17 protein-coding genes are annotated in these 19,045 nt (G+C 65.2%); 13 read left to right on the top strand and 4 right to left on the bottom strand.

Features of this window, described 5'->3' with window-relative positions; all coding sequences use genetic code 11:
* Window positions 1–3: 3 nt before the first annotated feature.
* The 3 genes from PAA8504_RS11615 to PAA8504_RS11605 are packed head-to-tail and all read right to left on the bottom strand — an operon-like array spanning window position 4 to window position 2,751.
* A complete protein-coding gene (locus PAA8504_RS11615; protein WP_108894346.1) occupies window positions 4–1,104 on the bottom strand; it encodes an N-acetylglucosamine-6-phosphate deacetylase in 1,101 nt (366 codons plus the stop codon).
* Window positions 1,101–1,811, bottom strand: a complete 711-nt coding sequence (locus PAA8504_RS11610; protein ID WP_108894345.1) for a GntR family transcriptional regulator — start codon at window positions 1,809–1,811, stop codon at window positions 1,101–1,103. The genes PAA8504_RS11615 and PAA8504_RS11610 overlap by 4 nt, the downstream gene beginning before the upstream one ends.
* Entirely contained in the window at window positions 1,804–2,751 is a 948-nt protein-coding gene (locus tag PAA8504_RS11605; protein ID WP_146190485.1) for a glucosamine kinase nucleotide-binding domain-containing protein, read from the bottom strand. Before PAA8504_RS11605 ends, PAA8504_RS11610 begins: the two co-directional genes overlap by 8 nt.
* Window positions 2,752–3,018: 267 nt before the next feature.
* On the opposite strand from PAA8504_RS11605, the gene PAA8504_RS11600 reads away from it, so the two are divergent.
* Genes PAA8504_RS11600 through PAA8504_RS11585 form a run of 4 tightly spaced genes read left to right on the top strand, consistent with a single transcriptional unit; the run spans window position 3,019 to window position 7,286 of the window.
* Window positions 3,019–4,278: an ABC transporter substrate-binding protein gene (locus tag PAA8504_RS11600; RefSeq protein ID WP_370739687.1), complete on the top strand. Its 1,260-nt coding sequence runs from the start codon at window positions 3,019–3,021 to the stop codon at window positions 4,276–4,278.
* Between the two features lie 59 nt (window positions 4,279–4,337).
* The gene (locus tag PAA8504_RS11595; RefSeq protein ID WP_108894343.1) at window positions 4,338–5,306 is read left to right on the top strand and encodes a carbohydrate ABC transporter permease; all 969 of its coding nucleotides are present in this window, start codon (window positions 4,338–4,340) and stop codon (window positions 5,304–5,306) included.
* A gap of 49 nt (window positions 5,307–5,355) precedes the next feature.
* Window positions 5,356–6,186, top strand: a complete 831-nt coding sequence (locus PAA8504_RS11590) for a carbohydrate ABC transporter permease (protein WP_219928926.1) — start codon at window positions 5,356–5,358, stop codon at window positions 6,184–6,186.
* A gap of 5 nt (window positions 6,187–6,191) precedes the next feature.
* Window positions 6,192–7,286: an ABC transporter ATP-binding protein gene (locus PAA8504_RS11585; RefSeq protein WP_108894341.1), complete on the top strand. Its 1,095-nt coding sequence runs from the start codon at window positions 6,192–6,194 to the stop codon at window positions 7,284–7,286.
* Here PAA8504_RS11585 and PAA8504_RS11580 read toward each other — a convergent pair.
* Window positions 7,283–8,134: a MurR/RpiR family transcriptional regulator gene (locus tag PAA8504_RS11580; protein WP_108894340.1), complete on the bottom strand. Its 852-nt coding sequence runs from the start codon at window positions 8,132–8,134 to the stop codon at window positions 7,283–7,285. The genes PAA8504_RS11585 and PAA8504_RS11580 overlap by 4 nt on opposite strands.
* Before the next feature lie 103 nt (window positions 8,135–8,237).
* On the opposite strand from PAA8504_RS11580, the gene murQ reads away from it, so the two are divergent.
* From murQ to PAA8504_RS11535, 9 genes are all read left to right on the top strand, one after another.
* Complete coding sequence (murQ, locus tag PAA8504_RS11575) at window positions 8,238–9,167, top strand: N-acetylmuramic acid 6-phosphate etherase (RefSeq protein ID WP_108894339.1); 930 nt, start codon at window positions 8,238–8,240, stop codon at window positions 9,165–9,167.
* Between the two features lie 19 nt (window positions 9,168–9,186).
* The gene (locus tag PAA8504_RS11570; RefSeq protein WP_108894338.1) at window positions 9,187–10,695 is read left to right on the top strand and encodes an ABC transporter substrate-binding protein; all 1,509 of its coding nucleotides are present in this window, start codon (window positions 9,187–9,189) and stop codon (window positions 10,693–10,695) included.
* A gap of 28 nt (window positions 10,696–10,723) precedes the next feature.
* A complete protein-coding gene (locus tag PAA8504_RS11565; RefSeq protein ID WP_108894337.1) occupies window positions 10,724–11,683 on the top strand; it encodes an ABC transporter permease in 960 nt (319 codons plus the stop codon).
* Window positions 11,683–12,522 carry an ABC transporter permease gene (locus PAA8504_RS11560; protein WP_108894336.1) on the top strand — a complete coding sequence of 280 codons (840 nt, stop codon included), beginning with the start codon at window positions 11,683–11,685 and terminating at the stop codon, window positions 12,520–12,522. The genes PAA8504_RS11565 and PAA8504_RS11560 overlap by 1 nt, the downstream gene beginning before the upstream one ends.
* Window positions 12,519–14,222 (top strand): ABC transporter ATP-binding protein, encoded by a 1,704-nt coding sequence (locus PAA8504_RS11555; RefSeq protein WP_108894335.1) that lies wholly within the window; start codon window positions 12,519–12,521, stop codon window positions 14,220–14,222. Before PAA8504_RS11560 ends, PAA8504_RS11555 begins: the two co-directional genes overlap by 4 nt.
* Window positions 14,219–15,190, top strand: a complete 972-nt coding sequence (locus PAA8504_RS11550; RefSeq protein ID WP_108894334.1) for a serine hydrolase domain-containing protein — start codon at window positions 14,219–14,221, stop codon at window positions 15,188–15,190. Before PAA8504_RS11555 ends, PAA8504_RS11550 begins: the two co-directional genes overlap by 4 nt.
* A gap of 2 nt (window positions 15,191–15,192) precedes the next feature.
* A complete protein-coding gene (locus tag PAA8504_RS11545) occupies window positions 15,193–16,320 on the top strand; it encodes an anhydro-N-acetylmuramic acid kinase (protein ID WP_108894333.1) in 1,128 nt (375 codons plus the stop codon).
* 87 nt (window positions 16,321–16,407) lie between these two features.
* Complete coding sequence (locus PAA8504_RS11540; RefSeq protein ID WP_108894332.1) at window positions 16,408–16,911, top strand: CinA family protein; 504 nt, start codon at window positions 16,408–16,410, stop codon at window positions 16,909–16,911.
* Complete coding sequence (locus tag PAA8504_RS11535) at window positions 16,908–18,965, top strand: NAD(+) synthase (protein WP_108894331.1); 2,058 nt, start codon at window positions 16,908–16,910, stop codon at window positions 18,963–18,965. The genes PAA8504_RS11540 and PAA8504_RS11535 overlap by 4 nt, the downstream gene beginning before the upstream one ends.
* Window positions 18,966–19,045: the final 80 nt, after the last annotated feature.

Below are 19,045 nucleotides of genomic sequence, written 5' to 3'. Positions count from 1 at the left end.
GTCTTACCTCAGGTCGGGAATGTCGCGGCCGCCTACGACCACGCGGGTCAGCGACAGATCGGCGTCCAGAACCAGCAGATCGGCGCCGGCGCCCGGCGTGAGACGGCCCAGATCGGGCAGGCCCAGCCAATCCGCGGGATAGGTCGACAGCCGCCGCGAGGCTTCGTCCAGGGGAAGCCCGATGGACACGAGGTTGCGCAAGGCCGTGTTCATCGTCAGCGCCGACCCGGCCAGCGTGCCGTCGGGCAGGCGCATCGCCCCCTCGAACTTCTCGACCTCGTAGGACCCCAGGCGATACGTGCCGTCGGGCATCCCCGCGCCGCCTGTGGCGTCGGTCACGCCGTACAAGTGGGGAATCGCCCGGCGGGCGGCGAGGATCGCGCCGGCCTCGACATGGATCAGATCGGGGATGATCTCGGCAAAGTCGGCATGGGCGAAGGCGGCCCCGCACAGGCCGTTGTCGCGATGGGCCATTACGCTCATCGCGTTGTAAAGGTGTGTGATGCCGGCACCCAGCGCCAAGGCCGCCTTGGCGCGGGCATAGTCGCATAAGGAATGACCCAGCTGCACGCGGATTCCCGCAGCCTGAAGCGCGTCAAGGAGTGCATCGTCGGGATCCATCTCCGGCGCTAGTGTCATGATGCGGATGCGCGCGCGCGCGGCCCAAGCCTTCAGCTGACCGGCATCGGCGGGGCGAGCGAAGGGCGGTTGCGCCCCCAGCTTGCCCGGATTGACGAACGGCCCTTCCAGATGCGCGCCCAGGGGGCGTGCCCCGTCTTCGGGCGGATCCTCCATGACGTCGCGCACGGCATCCAGGAACGCGTCCAGATCGCCGGTCGGCGCGGTGACCGATGTCGGGCAGAACGCGGTGGTGCCATGGCGCGCGTGCAGTCGCGCGGCCGTGCGGATTGCCTCGGTTCCCTCCATCATGTCGGCGCCGCCCCCGCCGTGAACGTGCAGATCGACGAAACCTGGCAGCACGTAGGGTGGCGCGGGCTCCGGCACCGGGTCACCACGCACCGCGGCGATCCGGGTGTCATACGTCAGGCGGCCGTCGATCCAGCCCTGCGGTGTTAGGATCGTGCCGTCGATCTGTCGGGTCATGTCAGCTCCGTCACGAAATCCCACCTGTCCCCGCGGAAGGTCGAGCGTGTAAACTCGACCGCCCGATCCTCAGCGGTATACCCGATGCGGGTGATCAGCAGCGCGGGCGATCCTGCCTGTACGTCCAGCAGGTTGGCCGCGTAGGCATCTATGGCAATTGCCGTCAGGCGCTGCACCGCCCGCACCGGGCGCATGCCCCTGGCTTCCAAAGCGGCGTAAAGCGATCCCGTGATCTGCTCCGGGTCTGGCAGCGCTTCGTTCAGCACCGTCGCGGCTTCGAGGGCCAACGGTTGCCCATCGGCCGAGCGCAGGCGGGTGATGCGCGTGACCGGATGCCCGGGGGCGAGGGCCAACCCGATGACCTCCTCGGGGCTGGCGCGACCGACGCCGCTTTGAATGAGGCGGGATTCAGCCACCATGCCACGGGCGGCGACATCCTCGGAAAAGCTCGTCAGAACCGAAAGCGGCTGCATGACGCGTCGGGCGACGAACGTCCCGGCCCCGCGGCGCTGTTCGATCAGGCCACGGCTGCTCAGTTGCTCCATGGCCTTCCGCACGGTCACCCGGCTGACGCCGTGCTGTTCGGCCAGGGCGCGTTCCGGGGGCAGGGCGATTCCGGGCGATAGCGCGCCATCCTCGATTTGCCGGGCGATGCTGTTGGCCAGCGCGCGATAGCGGGGCAGGCTGCCGTTGGGGCCGTCATCCATGGCGCAACTCGTCTTCGGACACAGGCACCGCCTCGTCGCGCCATCCGCGGCGGCCCATCAGGATCAGACCATCCAGGGCATTCCCTTTGGGTGGTGTTACCCGCGCCGCCAGCCGCGCCGGCAGACGTGGGGCGAAAACCGGCCCCAGTCCCCCCAGAAGGGACAGAGGGCCCCCATCGTCGATGGCTTCGATGGCAATCTCAAGCTCGCGCGTCGCCTCCTCCATGATGCCAGCGGCCACGTCGTCCCCCGCGGCGGCGCAGTCTATGACGACAGGGGCCAGCGTGGCGAACTTCGTGGCGTTCGCATCCGAAAGCCACGTCTGAACCGAATTGAAGGTGTCGCCGACCTTGGATCGCAACGCCTCGAACAATTGCGCGGTTTGCGCAAAGCGGCCATCCATGTGTCGACTGTACGCCGCAACGGCGCGGCGCCCGATCCAGGCCCCGCTGCCCTCGTCACCGATCGCGAAGCCCCAGGCGCTGGCGCTTGACACGTGGCCCTTCCGGCTCAGTGCGTAGGCTGCAACGCCAGTGCCGACTGCCAGGACCACACCCGGCCGCCCTTCGTGCGCGCCCAGCAAAGACGCGAACCCATCCGTGACGATGACGATATCATCGCAGACCTCCCGGCCCAGGGCGCGAAACCGCGCCTGACGTTCCGGCGACCGGCCGCCTGCCAATCCGCAGACAAGGCGTGCGCCGATCTGCGACGCACCGGATTGCGTCGCGATCGAGTGCAGGCCTTTCGCTATATTGCGCCAAGCCTGCTCGACCCCTAGCGTCAGGCTGGAAGGGCCGGAGGCAACCTCGGCCAGAACGGCACCATCTGCGTCCACGGCACGCAGGCGCGTTCCGGTGCCGCCCCCGTCGATGGCGATGATGTCGATCTGGCGCATGATGGTCCGTGCGTTGCGATGCGCCTCCATACTATCAGGCAACTCTTTTTCCGGGCAATACCAAAACGACGTATTGGTATTGCTGTGGCTTTAAATTGGTCTTGATAATGGTCTGGTCATCCGCAATGCTCAACCGTGCTGACGATTCGACCAACGCAAATGTCAAAGGCCGTGATCTACGGGATATATGGCAGGTTGGGCAGAAACGCGACTGAACTTCGGCGTGCCCCTGGCGCGCGCCGGCCGTCTGTTCCGCCCGGAATGCGGAATTTTCGGAAGGGCCAGGCCAAACATAACAGGGAGTACGAGATGAAGCAGATGATGATGAAAACGACGGCGACCGCCGCGCTTTGCCTCGCCGCAGGTGGCGCGCTGGCGCAGGAGGTTACGCTGACCATCGAAAGCTGGCGGTCCGAGGATCAGGCGATCTGGGACGACACGTTGATCCCCGCCTTCGAGGAAAGCCACCCCGACATCAACCTGGATTTCCAGCCGACCGCGCCGACCGAATATAACGCCGCCCTGAACGCGCGGTTGGAAGGCGGCACCGCGGGCGACCTGATCACCTGCCGGTCCTTCGACGGATCGCTGCCGCTGTACGATCGCGGCCAGCTTGCCGATATCTCGGACCTCGAGGGCCTGTCGAACTTCCCGGACTTCGCCAAGGCGGCATGGTCCACCGATGACGGCCAGAACACGTTCTGCGTGCCGATGGCCTCGGTCATCCACGGCTTCATCTACAACGCCGACGCCTTCGAGGAACTTGGCTTGGAAGAGCCCGGCACGGTCGAGGAATTCTTCGAAGTTCTGGAGGCCATCCAAGAGGACGGCACCTACATCCCGCTGGCCATGGGCAGCGCGGACCAGTGGGAAGCCGCCACGATGGCCTATACCAATATCGGCCCGACCTACTGGAAGGGCGAGGAAGGGCGTCAGGCCCTGATCGACGGCGACGCCGCGTTTACCGACGAGGAATTCGTCGCCCCCTACGAGCAGATGGCGCGCTGGACCGACTACATGGGATCCGCCTATCAGGCGCAAAGCTACTCGGACAGCCAGAACCTGTTCACGCTGGGCCGCGCCGCGATCTATCCCGCCGGCTCGTGGGAGATCACGGGCTTCACCGATCAGGCGTTCTTCGAGATGGGGGCCTTCCCGCCGCCCGTCGCGGCCGAGGGCGACACCTGCTATATCTCGGACCACACCGATATCGGCATCGGGATGAACGCAAACACCGATCACCCCGAAGCGGCGCGCGCCTTCCTGGAATGGGTGGCAAGCGCCGAATTCGCCGAGCTTTATACAAACGCTCTGCCGGGCTTCTTCTCGCTGTCGAATGCCGAGTTCGAGGTCGACAACCCGCTGGCGCAGGAATTCATCTCGTTCCGGGAAGAGTGCGAGTCGACCGTCCGCGTCGCCAGCCAGATCCTGTCCCGTGGCGAGCCGAACACCTGGAACACCATGTGGGTGAACAGCGCCAACGTGCTGAACGATTCGATGACGCCCGAAGAGGCCACGGCGGATCTGCAGCAGGGCCTTTCGTCCTGGTACGAGCCGCAGCAGGACTGATCCCGGATCGCGCCCGCCCCTGACCGGGCGGGCGCATCCCCGTATCCGAAGGTTTGTCCATGACCGAGATCGTTTCCGAGGCGAGCGGGCACAGCAAGACCAAGCGCCGGCGCCGCAAGACCGGTGGCATTTCGCATATCGTCGTGTTCCTCGCGCCGGCCGTGCTGATCTATTCGATCTTCTCGATCTATCCATTGATCGAAAGCCTGCGCCTCAGCCTGTTCGACGGGCAGTCCGACGGCAGTTCGGTCTGGATCGGTTTGGGCAACTACGACCGTCTTCTGTTCGACGCGAACTGGGCCGTGCGGTTCTGGAACGCGCTCTGGAACAACCTGATCCTGTTTTTCATCCACATGATCGTGCAGAACCCGTTGGGCCTGCTACTGGCCGCGCTTCTGTCGCTGGCGCCCCGGTTCGGCGGCACCTATCGCACGCTGATCTTCGTGCCGACGCTTCTGTCGGTCGTCATCGTCGGTTTCGTGTGGGAGCTGATCCTGTCACCGCTCTGGGGCGTGGCTGAAGGACTGATGTCAGGCGTGGGGCTGGGCTGGCTCTATGCGCCCTGGCTGGGGCTTGAAAGCTCGGCGCTGACGGCGGTCTCGCTGATCTCGGTCTGGCAATATGTCGGCATCCCGATGATGCTGATCTACGCGGCCCTCCTGTCGGTCCCGGACGAGCTTCTGGACGCCGCGCGGGTGGACGGCCTGTCAGGGTGGGCGATCTTCTGGAAGGTCAAGCTGCCGCTGATCCTGCCGACGCTGGGGATCGTGGCGATCCTGACCTATATCGGCAACTTCACCTCGGCCTTCGACCTGATCTATTCGATCCAGGGGGTTCTGGGGCCGCCCGATTATTCCACCGACATCATGGGTACGCTGATGTTCCGGACCTTCTTCGGACAGCAGACCCAGATCGGCGACATCTACATGGGCGCCACCGTGGCAAGCATGATGTTCTTCATCATCCTGATCGGCGTGACGATCTACCTCGTCGGCGTGCAGCGCCGCCTGACCCGCTACGAGATGTGAGGCACCAGCGATGAGCACCGTCGACACAACCCGCGCAAGACGTGGCCGAATGGGCCGGATCGGTACCGCCGCGGGCGTTCATGCCGTCCTTCTGGGATACACGCTGATCGCGATCTTCCCGGTGCTGATCGTGGTGATGAACTCGTTCAAGAACCGGCGGGGCATCTTCACCGAACCGCTTGCCCTGCCTGGCCCCGAGACCTTCAGCGCCGAGGGCTACGCCACCGTCCTGACGGAGGGCAATTTCCTGCTGTATTACGGCAACTCGCTGATTGTGACCGTCGTCTCCCTGTTCCTGATCCTGCTTCTGGGCGCAATGGCGGCGCACGCGCTGTCGGAATACCGCTTCAAGCTGAACGCGCTGCTGAGCATCTACATGATCCTGGGGATCATGGTGCCGATCCGGCTGGGCACGGTCGCCATCCTGCAACTGATGGTGGACCTGAACCTCGTGAACACGCTGATCTCTCTGATCCTCGTCTACACCGCGCAAGGTCTGCCGATCGCGGTCTTCATCCTGACCGAGTTCATGCGGACCCTGTCGCGCGACATCAAGGACTGCGCCCGCGTGGACGGGCTGTCGGAGTACCGCATCTTCTTCGAGGTCGTGGTGCCGCTGATCCGTCCGGTTCTGGCGACCGTCGCGGTTTTCTCCATGATCCCGATCTGGAACGACCTGTGGTTCCCGCTGATCCTGGCGTCGTCGGATGCGACCAAGACCGTCACGTTGGGCGTGCAGCAATTCATCGGACAATACACCGTCAACTGGAGCGCGGTCCTCGCCTCGCTCTCCATCGCGATCCTTCCCGTTCTGGTGCTGTATGCAATCTTCTCGCGCCAGCTCATCTCGGGGATCACGGCCGGCGCGGTAAAAGGATAACAACCATGGCCCAACTGGTCCTGAACGACGTTCGCAAGCGCTTCGGCAAGACCGAGGTGATCCACGGCGTCGATCTTGAGGTGAAGGACGGCGAGTTCGTCGTCTTCGTCGGCCCCTCGGGCTGCGGAAAATCCACGCTTCTGCGCATGATCGCTGGGCTGGAAGAGGTCAGCGGCGGTGACGTGATCATCGGTGACGAGCGCATGAACGAGATCGCGCCGTCGGACCGGGGCATCGCAATGGTGTTCCAGTCCTACGCGCTTTACCCGCACAAGGACGTCTACGGGAACATGGCATTCGCCCTGCGCCACGCGGGCGAGGACAAGAAGGTGATCGACGAGCGGGTGCGCAAGGCCGCCGATATCCTCGGCCTCGAACCCCTGCTGAAACGCCGCCCCAAGGAGCTTTCGGGCGGCCAGCGCCAGCGCGTCGCCATCGGTCGGGCCATTGTGCGCGATCCGGCGATCTTCCTCTTCGATGAGCCGCTGTCGAACCTTGACGCGGCCTTGCGCGTACAAATGCGGGTCGAGATCCTGCGCCTGCACCAGCAGCTGAAGACCACGATGGTCTACGTCACCCACGACCAGGTCGAGGCCATGACTTTGGCCGATCGCATCGTCGTCCTGCGTGACGGCCGGATCGAGCAGGTAGGCACTCCTCTGGAACTGTATCACCACCCGCAGAACCAGTTCGTCGCCGGCTTCATCGGGTCGCCCAAGATGAACTTCCTGCCCGCGCGGTCTGAAGGTGGATCGGGGAGGGTGACCGTGCCCGGTTCGGACCCGATCGACGTTCCGGTGAAGGGAAGCCCGGATGTCAGCGACCTGACCCTGGGCATCCGGCCCGAGCATGTGGGCATCGTCCCGCCGGACCAGGGCACGATCACCGGCGAGGTCATGGTGGCCGAGCGTCTGGGCGGTGAGACATATCTGCATGTCGACCTTGGCGCCGATGATCCTTTCGTGGTCAAGGCGGACGGCAGCGCGGCGCAGAAATCGGGCGAGCGGATCGGATTGCGGTTCCCGCCCGAGGCGCTGCATCTGTTTGCCAAAGACGGCGCGGCGTTCGAGCATCGCGAACGCCACAGCCTGATCGCCTAGAGCTTCAGGGGCGCGACCGCTTCGGCCGCCCCCTGGATCAGGTCTGCCGCGTCCTCCTGCGATTGCACGATGCGCAGGAACAGCAGGTCCATCAGGGCAAGCTGCGCATCGCGCGACGTGATGGCTGCGGACCGCACACGCTCCTCGTCGGCAACGGTGAACAGGGCGATTCCGGCAAGTTCGGCCAAGGGGTTGGGGTGCAGGCCGGTCACGGACAGGATCGTCGCCCCCCGCTGGTGGGCCGCCTGGGAAATGCGCAGCGTCTCAAGACTTCGCCCCGATTGCGACAGCGCGACCGTCAGGTCGCCGGGGCCAAGGCTGGCGGCATTCGCCATCTGGATGTGGCTGTCGGCATCGAAGCTGGTCACGCGCCCCAGCTTTTGCAGCTTGTACCCGAAATCCCGCGCGACCAGGGACGACGCGCCTACGCCCACAAGCTGCACCCGTCGTGCGTTCGATATCGCGCCACGGGCCGCGTCCAGATCGGACGCAGAGTTGGCGGCAAGGGTTTCGCGCATGGCGTGGATTTTGCTGCCCAGCAGCTTTTGCAGGGTCAGCGCCAAGTTGTCATGCGCTTCGATCGTGCCGTGTACCACCTCGTCCGATCCACCGACCCGGCGCATCGCGATGACTTGGCTGATTTCCATCTTCAGGTCTTGGAACCCGGCAAAGCCAAGCTTCTGGCAAAATTTCACCACGCTCGACTGGCTGCGACCGGCGGCGTTGGCCAGATCCCCCGAGGATTTGCGCAAGATGCCTTCGGGATCGTCTAGGATGACGCGCGCGATCTCTCTCTCGCCCTCGGTCAGACTTTCAAGATGCGCTTCGATCTTCGCAAGAACGGTCATGGCGCCCCCTGGAACGACATTCGATGGAATGGACTATTGCAACCAATACCCTCAGAGGGAATAGTTTATTCCAAAGCCTGATGCGACTCACCGGAGGATCGGCATGTCCGCCGCCACGCAAAGCGATCTTCGCGCCCTCGTGTCCGAGGGGCGGAACCCCCGCACGACAGAGGTCGACCGCCTGCCCACTGAAGACATCGTCGGCCTGATGAATGCCGAGGATGCCGGCGTCGCCGACGCCGTCCGGGCCGAACTGCCGAACATCGCGCGGGCCGTGGACCGCATCGCGGCGGCGTTCGCGGATGGCGGGCGGCTGATCTATATCGGGGCGGGGACCAGCGGACGGCTGGGTGTCCTTGATGCCTCGGAATGCCCGCCCACGTTTTCAGTGCCTCCGGGCATGGTGATCGGCCTGATCGCCGGGGGCGACGTCGCGCTTCGCAATTCCATCGAAAACGCCGAGGATGACGAAGGGCAGGGCGCCCGGGACCTCGAGGGGATCGACCTGAAAGACCGGGACGTCGTCGTCGGGATCGCCGTCAGCGGCAAGACCCCCTATGTCGTCGGCGCCCTGAGACATGCGCGCGGCGTCGGCGCGGCGACGGTCGCGTTGTCATGCAACCCTGACTCTGTCATCGCGCAAATGGCCCACATCGCCATTTCCCCCGTCGTCGGCCCCGAGGTCGTCACCGGCTCGACCCGGCTGAAATCGGGGACGGCGCAGAAGATGGTCCTGAACATGCTCAGTACCGCCAGCATGATCCGCATCGGCAAGACCTATGGCAACTTGATGGTCGAAGTCGCGGTGTCGAACCGCAAGCTGGCCGAACGAGCCGTCGGCATCATCATGGACGTGACCGGTTGTTCCGAGGACGCGGCGCGGGCCACGCTCGACGCGGCCGGCGGGTCGGTGAAGCTGGCGATCCTGATGGAAATGACGGGCCTTGACGCAGACGCGGCGCGTTCAGCGATTGACGCGGAAGGCGGAGTCCTGCGGCGCGCGATAGAGAAAGCGGGGGCCAACCCCGCATGAACCTCAAGGGAGACATTACATGACATTCTCAAGACCTCTTGCTTCGGCCCTCGCCCTCGGTCTTGCGGCCGGGATCGCGGCGCCTGCTGCTGCCCAGACGCTGAACGTCGCCTGGTCGCAGGATGCGACGGGCCTCGACCCCCACACCCAGACGGCCTTCGCGTCGATCCGCCTTCTGGAGCTTCTTTACGAGCCGTTGGTGCGCCTTGGCCCGAACTTGGAAATCCAGCCCGCCGTCGCCGAAAGCTGGGAGTTTTCCGAAGACGCCACCACCCTGACGTTCAACCTGGACCCCGACGCGACCTTCCATGACGGCAGCCCCGTCACGGCGGCGGATGTCAAAGCCTCGTTCGAGCGGATCCTCGATGAGGCGACGGGCGCGTCGGCGCGCGCCAACTATACCTCGATCACCGCGATCGAGACGCCGGACGACCAGACCGTGGTCTTCCAGCTGGATGGTCCGAACGTGCCGATCCTGAACGGCATGGCGTCGATCAACGCGGCCATCGTTCCCGCGTCCGCCATCGAGGCCGGGACCGTCGGGACCGAGGTCATGGGATCGGGTCCCTTCACGCTGGACGCGCGCACGCCCAACGCGAATGCCAGCCTGACGGCTTTCGACGGATGGCATGGCGGCGACATTGCCTATGACGGGATCGAGGTCAGCGTCCTGCCCGACGAGACCGCGATCCTGGCCAGCTTGCGCGCCGGGCAAGCGGATTTCGCACTTCTCAGCGATCCCCTGGTGGCAACGCTGGTCCCGCGCGAGGACAGCCTTCAGCTGAACACCGCCCCGACGCTCAGCTACCATGTCCTGCAACTGAATGCCTCGCGCGACCCGATGGGCGAGCTTGCGGTGCGTCAGGCGATCTCTTGCGCGCTCGACCGGCAGGATATCCTCGACGCGGCGCTTTTGGGCGAAGGTGAAGTCACCGGCCCCCTGACCTCGCCCGCCTATCGCAACGATCCTTCGACCCTGTTCTGTTACGAGCAGGATCAGGACCGGGCACGCGAACTTCTGGCCGAGGCCGGGTACGAGGACGGCTTTTCCGCCACGATCATGGCCGCCAACGGAGAGCCGCCCACCGCCGCGGCCGAGGCGCAGCTGATCCAGTCGCAATTGGCCGAGGTCGGGATCGACCTGACCATCGAGATGCAGGAGATGAACGTCTATATCGACAGCTGGCTGGCCGGCGATTTCGACATGGCCGTCGCGCTGAACGGCGGGCGTGCGGACCCCTACACGATGTACAACCGCTACTGGACCGAAGACGGGAACCTGCAAGGCGTCGCGAACTACATCGACGACACGCTGGACAATCTGATGCAGGAAGGCCGGGTCGAGACGGACGAGGCTGTCCGCAAGGAGATCTTCGCAGAGTTCGAGCGTCATCTGGCCGAGATGGCGCCTTGGGTCTGGCTTTACACCGGCTATACCTACACCGCGCAGCGCGAGGGCGTGGATGGGTTCGAGGCGACGCCGACCGGATCGCTGTTCGGCCTGGTCGACGTGACGCTGTCCGAGTGATCCTGACCGGGGCGCCCGAGGGAACCGCATGAGCTACGTCCTGCGCCGATTGCTAATGTTTCCCGTCGTGATGCTCGGCGTCTCGGTCTTCGTTTTCGTGGCGATCAGGTTGGTGCCCGGCGACGCCATCACGGCGATGCTGGGCACCGAATCCGGCCTTCTGACGCCCGCACAGCGCGAGTCGCTGACGGCGTATTTCGGGCTGGATCAGAACTGGGCGGTGCAATACTGGCGCTGGCTGACCGGTCTGCTTCAGGGCGATCTGGGGCTTTCGGTGACCTACGGACAGCCGGTGTCGCGGATCATAATCGACCGCTTTCCCCTGACGCTGGAGCTTGCGCTTCTGTCCATGGTGATCGCCCTGATGATCGGCTTGCCCGCGGGCGTATTCGCGGCCACGCGGGTCGAGCGTCCTTCGGATCTGATCGTGCGGGTCTTCGCCATGATCGGGCAGTCCACCCCGAACTTCGTGCTGGCGCTTCTTGCGATCTATATCCTGTCGGTGGTCTTCGGGATCTTGCCGACCATGGGCCGGTTCGTTCCCCTGACTGAGGATCCTCTGGGCAACCTTGCGCAGATGATCCTGCCCGCAATTGCCTTAGGGACCGCCTTCGCTGCGGCTGTCACGCGGATCTCGCGCGCGGCGATGCTGGATATCCTTGGCGAGGACTACGTGCGCACCGCCCGGTCGAAGGGGTTTTCTCAACGCTATGTCATCTGGCGTCACGCCCTGCCGAACGCCCTGATCCCGGTGATCACGCTCAGCGGAGTCGAGTTCGGGTACCTGTTGGGCGGCGCGGTGATCGTCGAGCAGATCTTCGCCCTGCCGGGGCTGGGGCGCGTGGTTCTGGATGCGATCCTGCAACGTGATTACGCGCTCGTTCAGGGGGTCGTCCTGTTCATCGCGTTCAACTTTCTTCTGGTGAACCTGCTCGTCGACTTGGCCTATGCCGCGCTGGATCCCCGCATCCGGTACGGGGCAAGCTGATGGCGGTCCTGCGTGCGCTTCTGCGGCATACGTCCGGCCAGATCGGGGTGGTCGTCATCGCGGTTTTCGCCGTCGCCGCCGTGCTGGGTCTGCTGGGCCTGACGCCCCACGATCCGCTGGCGCAGGACCGGCTGGCGCGGTTGCAAGGCCCCGGTGCGACCTACTGGATGGGGACCGATCTGTTCGGCCGCGACATCCTCAGCCGGTTGATGGTGGGGATCGGCCAGTCCTTCGCGGTGGCGCTTCTGTCCGTCGGTCTTGCGGCGGGGGCCGGAACGGTTCTGGGCCTGACCGCGGCGTGGTTCGGCAAGCTGTGGGACGGGGCCGTGATGCGGGCGATGGACGTGCTGCTGGCGTTTCCGGCCATTCTGCTGGCGCTGTTGATCGTCGCGATCCTGGGGCCGGGCCTCGTCACCTCGGTCGTGGCGATCGCCATCGTCTACACGCCGATCTTCACGCGCGTTGTGCGCGGCCCCGCGCTGTCGCTGAAGACCCGCAGTTTCGTGGACGCGGCACGCACGTTCGGCAGTTCGCGCCGCTACATCCTGATCCGCCACCTTCTGACGAACCTCGTCGCGCCCCTGACCGTGCAGATCACCCTGGCGCTGGCCTGGGCCCTTCTGACCGAGGCGGCGCTGAGCTTTCTGGGCCTCGGCACGCAGCCGCCTAGCCCGTCGCTTGGCCTGATGCTGTCGGACAGCCGCAACCTGATGGAGACGGCGCCCTGGATGCTGATCTTCCCCGCCCTTGTCATCATGCTGTCGGTTCTGGGCTTCAATCTGCTGGGCGACGCCCTGCGCGACGTGTTCGATCCGCGGACCAGAAGGGCGCTGGCATGACGCTTCTGTCGGTCAGGGACCTGCGCGTAGGATTCGGGCGGGAAGGGCACGAGACCGAGGTCGTGCATGGCGTCGATTTCGACGTCACCGCCGGAGAGACGCTGGCCATCGTCGGCGAAAGCGGGTCCGGCAAGTCCGTCACCGCAATGGCGATCAATCGGCTGATCGATTTCGGCGGCGGGCGGATCCTGGGCGGGCGGGCGACGTTCGACAGGAAGATCGACCTTGCCACCGCGTCCGAGGGGCAGATGCAGCGCCTGCGCGGTCGCGAAATCGGGATGATCTTCCAAGAGCCGATGACCTCGCTCAACCCGGTTCTGAAGGTCGGCACGCAGATCGGAGAGGTGTTCCGCAAGCAGCATGGCCTGTCGGGACGGGCCGTGCGGGACGCGTCGATCCGGGCGCTGGACCGCGTGCGCATCCCGGACGCCGCGCGCCGGCTGGACCAAGCCCCGCACCAGATGTCGGGCGGGATGCTGCAACGGGTGATGATCGCCATCGCACTGGCGGGCGAGCCGCGACTTCTGATAGCGGACGAGCCGACGACCGCGCTTGACGTCACGATACAGGCGCAGATCATGGGACTTCTGGCCGAGCTGAAGCGCGACACCGGGACCGGCCTGATCTTCATCACGCACGATATTGGCCTCGTGGCGGGTCTGGCGGATCGGATCATGGTGATGCGGGGTGGTGAGGCGGTGGAAAACGGCGCGGCCGACCAGGTGCTGGACCGGCCCGCTCATGACTATACCCGCCACCTGCTGGGTGCGGTGCCCCATTTCCGGGCCGGGCAGGCTGCGCGGACCGACGGCGCGCGCACGGGGCAGGTCCCCGCGCTGGATGTCCGCGGCCTCAGCGTGCGGTTCCCCGTAGGGGGTGGGTTCCTTCGCAAGACCCGCGGGGTGGTTCACGCCGTCGATGGCGTGTCCTTCGACCTGGTCCCCGGAGAGACGCTGGGGATCGTCGGCGAAAGCGGCTCGGGCAAGTCGACCACGGCGCGGGCGATCCTCGACCTCGTGCGCCCCTCGGCCGGGAGGATCGAGACGGGGGGCACGGCTGCCGTCCAGATGGTGTTCCAAAACCCGAACGCGTCCCTCAACCCCCGGATGACGGTGCGCGGGCTTCTGGCCGAACCTGTGATCGCCGCCGGACAGAATGTGGATGCCGATGTGCTAGAGCGAATGCGCACGCTGCTGGGGCGGGTGGATCTGCCCGACGATCTGGATCGGTTCCCGCACGAATTTTCCGGCGGCCAGCGTCAGCGCCTGTGCATCGCCCGCGCCCTGATGCTGAACCCGAAGGTTCTGGTGCTGGACGAGGCCGTGTCGGCGCTGGACGTCTCGGTTCAGGCGAAGGTGCTGGATTTGCTGGTCGATCTTCAGCGAGAGTTCGGGCTGGCCTATCTGTTCGTCTCGCACGACATGGCCGTGGTGGAACGGATCGCGCACCGGATCGCGGTGCTATATGCCGGACGCATTGTAGAGGTTGGCGCGGCACGCGATGTCCTGTCGTCTCCGCGCCATCCCTATACGCAGAAGCTCATCTCGGCGATTCCCTCGATCGATCGCCGACGGATCGACTACACGCTGGACACCGAAGAGGTGCCGTCGCTTCTGCGCCCCGTGGGATTTGTCCCGCCGGACCAGACGTGGCAGGAGGTCGGCCCCGACCACCGGGTCGCCAAGGAGCCATTGTCATGAAGATCGACCGCGCCCTGTCCTTGATCGACGCGGCCATAGACGCGGGCCGCATCCCCGGCGCCGTTCTTGGAGTGATCGACGGGGACGACCGGACCTTGGTCGCACAGGGTCAGGCCGCGCGCATCCCCGCGCCCGAGCCGATGAGGGAGGAGACCGTCTTCGACCTCGCCTCCCTGACCAAGGTGATCTTCACGACCGAACGCATTCTCGGCCACGTTCGGGCCGGTCGCATGGCCCTCGACGCCCCGCTGACCGACGTGATCCCTGATCTGCGCCAATACGACCTTGCGGCCTGGGAACGGCAGGTCACTGTCCGGCAATGTCTGGGCCACCAGACGCCCTTCCCGGCGGTCGAGCCGATCTATACCTACGGTAGCGACCCGGCGACGCTGCGCGCCTTTGTCCTTCAGCGCGAATGGCGCCATCTGGCGACACCGGTCTACTCGGACATCAACTTCATTCTTCTGGGTATCGCGCTGGAACGGATCGAAGGGCGGGGCATCCAAGACGTGGACCCCGGTCCCGGTTTCACGTTCCATCCCGACCCGGAAACCTGCGCCCCGACCGAGGTCTGCTCATGGCGGGGGCGTCTGATCCGGGGAGAGGTGCATGACGAGAATTGCCATGCGCTGAAAGGGTCGGGGCATGCCGGTCTGTTCGGAACGGGGACGGCGGTCCTCGACTTCGCGCAGATGGTGCTGGCCCGCGGCCCGACCGAGATCGCGCAGCCCCTGTCTGACACGCGGACCCACGGGTGGGAACGCCGCCATGCCGGTTGGTCCGGGGGCATGGCGTGTTCGCCCGCGACCATTGGCCATACCGGGTTTACGGGTACCGGTCTTTGGGTCGACTTCGACGCCGGCCGCGCCTGGACCCTGCTGACCAACCGCGTCCACCCCACACGCCATGCCGACAGCGGGATCGCAGACCTGCGCCGCGATGTCGGCGACGCCCTGAACGGAGAGTGACAATGGATCCTGACTGGACCGTCGGACTGATGACCGGAACCGTCCTCGACGGGCATATCGACGTGGCGCTCTTGCGCAGCGACGGCACCCGCGTGATCGAGTTCGGGCCCTACACCCTGGCGCCCTACGACACCGAAACGCGGGACATGCTGGCGCGATGCCTGTCCGAAGCGCGCGCCTGGAATTTCGAGGGCCCCGAGCCAGCGATCTTTGCCGACGCGGAAGACAGAATCACCCGCGCCCAGTCGGACGCCGTGCGCAACCTCGTCACGGATGCAGGCCTTTCGGTGGACCAGATCGCTGCCGTCGGATTCCACGGTCAGACCGTGCTGCACCGTGCCCCGGACGAGGGTCGAAAGGGGCAGACACGGCAGCTTGGCGACGGGAAACTGATGGCCGACATCCTGGGCGTTCCGGTTGTCTACGATTTTCGAAGCGGGGATATGGAGGCCGGCGGCCAGGGGGCACCGCTGTCGGCGATCTATCACGGGGCGCTGCTACGCGATCTGGAAGATGGCGCGGGGACGGCCGTTCTGAACCTCGGCGGTGTGGGCAACGTGACGGCGCGCGATGCCGACGGGACGTTGATCGCGTTCGACACGGGGCCGGCGAATGCCCCGATCAACGATCTTGTGGCTTATCTGGGCCTCGGGGATATGGACCGTGGGGGAAAGCTTGCGGCCGCTGGACGGGTGGACGACGCGCGACTGACCGCGCAGCTGAAGCACCCGTACCTTGCGCGGGACTATCCCAAATCGCTCGACCGGTTCGATTTCGGGCATGACTGGGTACATGATCTGCCCCCCGAGGACGCGGCTGCCACGCTGACGGCCTTTACCGCGTCTGCCGTTGGGCGCGGCCTCGATCTTCTGCCGGAACGGCCGGATCGGTTGATCGTCTGCGGCGGCGGGCGCCACAATCCGACCCTGCTTCGGATGATCGAGACCTATGCCCGCATCCGGATTGAGCCTGCCGAGGAAGTGGGCTGGCAGGGCGACGCCATCGAGGCGCAGTGCTTTGCGTTTCTCGCGATGTGTCGTCTTGGGGGTATCCCGGTGACGTTCCCGACAACGACGGGTGTGCCCGAACCCATGGTGGCCGGCCGTATCGCCAAGGCGGCGAACGCCTGAATCTCGGGTCATGGTCGCCCCGGGCCAGTCCTCGGGAAACCGACGGCGCGAAACTCCGTTGGGCGAGGAAGCCCCAAGGGATTGAAGATGGTCGAAACGCTCGTCACCGACATACCCGACGCCTTGCAGGATCGGATACGGCAGGTTCTGGATCGCGCCTGCGGCCTGGAACGGATGCTGGCCACCGCCGAAAGCTGCACGGGCGGTCTGGTCGCATCTCTCTTCACCGATGTCGAAGGCAGTTCCCATGCCTTTGACCGGGGGTACGTCGTTTATACGGATCGGGCAAAGGCCGACATGCTGGGGGTGCCGCCCGATCTTCTGAATCGGCATGGGGCTGTTTCGCGCCCCGTTGCGATTGCCATGGCCGATGGGACGCTGGACAGGTCCGCGGCCCATGTCGCGTTTTCGGTAACCGGATTTGCCGGTCCCGCGGGAGGCGCCGAAGAAGGCCTGGTTCATTTCGGATGCGCCGTCCGCAACCGCAAGACCTTGCATCGCGAGGAACATTTCGGCTCGATCGGACGTAGCGGCGTCCGCCTCGCGTGTTTGCAGGTCGCGGTCGAAATGTTCGAGGAAGGATTGGAATGACGGATCGTCTTTCGCCGGAAAGCTTTTATGCCCTGCATCGGCACGGGTTCGTCCGGGTGGGGACCAGCACGCCACGCGTGCGGACCGCCGATGTCGCCTATAATCGCGACGCCATCCTCGAAGAGGCCAAGCGCGCCCACGCGGCGCGCGTAGACCTTCTGGTCTTCCCCGAGCTTTGCCTGTCCTCCTATGCGCTCGACGATCTGCACATGCAGACCGCGCTACTGGGCGCGGTCGAGGACGCGCTGGACCGGATCGTGCGGGAAAGCTCGGATCTGGATCCGGTGCTACTGGTGGGCGCGCCGATGCGGCAGGGCGGAAAGCTTTACAACTGTGCGATCGTGATCTCGCGCGGGCGCGTCCTTGGCGTGGTGCCGAAATCCTACCTTCCGAACTACCGCGAATACTACGAGAAACGTTGGTTTGCCCATGGCCGGAACGTCAGGGGCAGAACCATGCGTTTGGGCGACACGGATGTGCCCTTCGGCAGCGATCTGATCTTCGAAGCCTCGGATCTGCCGGGGTTCGTCCTGCACGTCGAGATTTGCGAGGATTACTGGGCAGCCATCCCTCCCTCGTCCGAGGCCGCGCTGCACGGCGCCACGATCCTCGCGAACCTGTCGGCGTCGAACATTACCATCGGCAAATCGGACGAACGCCACATGCTCTGCCGATCGCAATCGGCGCGGGCGATGGCGGCTTACGCCTATTCGGCGGCTGGCCCGGGGGAAAGCACCACGGATTTGGCCTGGGACGGGCAGGGCGCGATTTACGAGCTGGGCGACCTGATGGCCGAGTCCGAGCGCTTTTCCCTCGATCCGCAGCTTTGCCTGGCCGATATCGACACGCAGCGCATCTTGAACGAACGGATGCGCACCGGGACATATTCCGACTCGGCCGAGATGTCGCACCGCGAATTTCGTCGCATCCCCTTTGACCACCGGCCCCATTTTCAGGATGCCGGTCTGATCCGCCCGATCCGGCGCTATCCCTATGTGCCCAACCGGCGCAGCCACCTCGACCAGGACTGCTACGAGGCGTTCAACATCCAAGTCGAAGGCCTGCGCCGCCGGTTCGAGGCGACAGGCGGGGGACGCATGATCATCGGCGTATCTGGTGGCCTTGATTCCACGCACGCGCTGATCGTGGCCGCGAAGGTTTGCGACAAGCTGGGCCTGCCACGCACGACGATCTTGGGATACACGATGCCGGGCTTCGCCACCGGGGACGAAACCAAGGGCAACGCGTGGAAACTGATGCAGGCGCTGGGCATCGAGGCGGCCGAGATCGATATCCGCCCGGCTGCCGAGCAGATGCTGACGGACATGGGGCATCCCTTTGCCGGGGGTGAACCGGTCTATGACGTCACCTTCGAGAATGTGCAGGCCGGGCTGCGCACGGATTACCTGTTCCGACTGGCCAACCAGAATGGCGGCTTTGTCATTGGTACTGGCGACCTGTCCGAACTCGCGTTGGGCTGGTGCACCTACGGCGTCGGCGATCAGATGAGCCATTACGCCGTCAATTCAGGCGTGCCCAAGACGCTGATCCAGTATCTCGTGCGGTGGACCATGCAGACCGACCAGTTCGACGCAACGACGGTCGAAGTCCTCGAAGCGATCCTGGGCACCCGGATCTCACCTGAGCTTGTCCCCCAGGGCGAAGAGGAAGAGCTTCAGTCGACCGAGGACATGATCGGCCCCTACGACCTGCACGATTTCTTCCTGTTCCATATCATGCGCTACGGGCTTGCGCCCTCGAAGGTCGCCTTCCTGGCGTGGCATGCTTGGCACGATGCCGGGCAAGGCAGCTGGCCGATCGACTTTCCGGCGACGGCCAAGCGGGAATACGACCTCGCCGAGATTGCAAAGTGGCTGGAAGTGTTCCTGCACCGGTTCTTCGCGTTCAGCCAGTTCAAGCGGTCCGCCCTGCCCAACGGGCCCAAGGTATCCCCCGGCGGCGCCTTGTCTCCCCGGGGCGACTGGCGCGCGCCCTCGGATGCGGTCGCCGGACCATGGATCGACGAGCTGAAGCGCGGCCTGCCGCCGATCTGACGGAAACCGCTGTATCAGCCATCGTCCAGATGGCGACCGATCGTCGGTCTGATTCTAGAAGTCCCCTGTGCCTCGGTGTC

Source organism: Palleronia abyssalis (genome assembly GCF_900302445.1).
GTDB classification, from domain to species: Bacteria; Pseudomonadota; Alphaproteobacteria; order Rhodobacterales; family Rhodobacteraceae; genus Palleronia; species Palleronia abyssalis.
The sequence above is the reverse complement of the archived record's forward strand: the minus strand, read 5'-3'. Positions and strand labels throughout refer to the sequence as shown.

Coding starts and splice junctions, on each gene's coding strand:
- PAA8504_RS11615 (WP_108894346.1), bottom strand. CDS start 1,104: ATGACCCGACAGATCGACGGCACGATCCTAACACCGCAGGGCTGGATC.
- PAA8504_RS11610 (WP_108894345.1), bottom strand. CDS start 1,811: ATGGATGACGGCCCCAACGGCAGCCTGCCCCGCTATCGCGCGCTGGCC.
- PAA8504_RS11600 (WP_370739687.1), top strand. CDS start 3,019: ATGAAGCAGATGATGATGAAAACGACGGCGACCGCCGCGCTTTGCCTC.
- PAA8504_RS11595 (WP_108894343.1), top strand. CDS start 4,338: ATGACCGAGATCGTTTCCGAGGCGAGCGGGCACAGCAAGACCAAGCGC.
- PAA8504_RS11590 (WP_219928926.1), top strand. CDS start 5,356: ATGGGCCGGATCGGTACCGCCGCGGGCGTTCATGCCGTCCTTCTGGGA.
- PAA8504_RS11585 (WP_108894341.1), top strand. CDS start 6,192: ATGGCCCAACTGGTCCTGAACGACGTTCGCAAGCGCTTCGGCAAGACC.
- PAA8504_RS11580 (WP_108894340.1), bottom strand. CDS start 8,134: ATGACCGTTCTTGCGAAGATCGAAGCGCATCTTGAAAGTCTGACCGAG.
- murQ (WP_108894339.1), top strand. CDS start 8,238: ATGTCCGCCGCCACGCAAAGCGATCTTCGCGCCCTCGTGTCCGAGGGG.
- PAA8504_RS11570 (WP_108894338.1), top strand. CDS start 9,187: ATGACATTCTCAAGACCTCTTGCTTCGGCCCTCGCCCTCGGTCTTGCG.
- PAA8504_RS11565 (WP_108894337.1), top strand. CDS start 10,724: ATGAGCTACGTCCTGCGCCGATTGCTAATGTTTCCCGTCGTGATGCTC.
- PAA8504_RS11560 (WP_108894336.1), top strand. CDS start 11,683: ATGGCGGTCCTGCGTGCGCTTCTGCGGCATACGTCCGGCCAGATCGGG.
- PAA8504_RS11555 (WP_108894335.1), top strand. CDS start 12,519: ATGACGCTTCTGTCGGTCAGGGACCTGCGCGTAGGATTCGGGCGGGAA.
- PAA8504_RS11550 (WP_108894334.1), top strand. CDS start 14,219: ATGAAGATCGACCGCGCCCTGTCCTTGATCGACGCGGCCATAGACGCG.
- PAA8504_RS11545 (WP_108894333.1), top strand. CDS start 15,193: ATGGATCCTGACTGGACCGTCGGACTGATGACCGGAACCGTCCTCGAC.
- PAA8504_RS11540 (WP_108894332.1), top strand. CDS start 16,408: ATGGTCGAAACGCTCGTCACCGACATACCCGACGCCTTGCAGGATCGG.
- PAA8504_RS11535 (WP_108894331.1), top strand. CDS start 16,908: ATGACGGATCGTCTTTCGCCGGAAAGCTTTTATGCCCTGCATCGGCAC.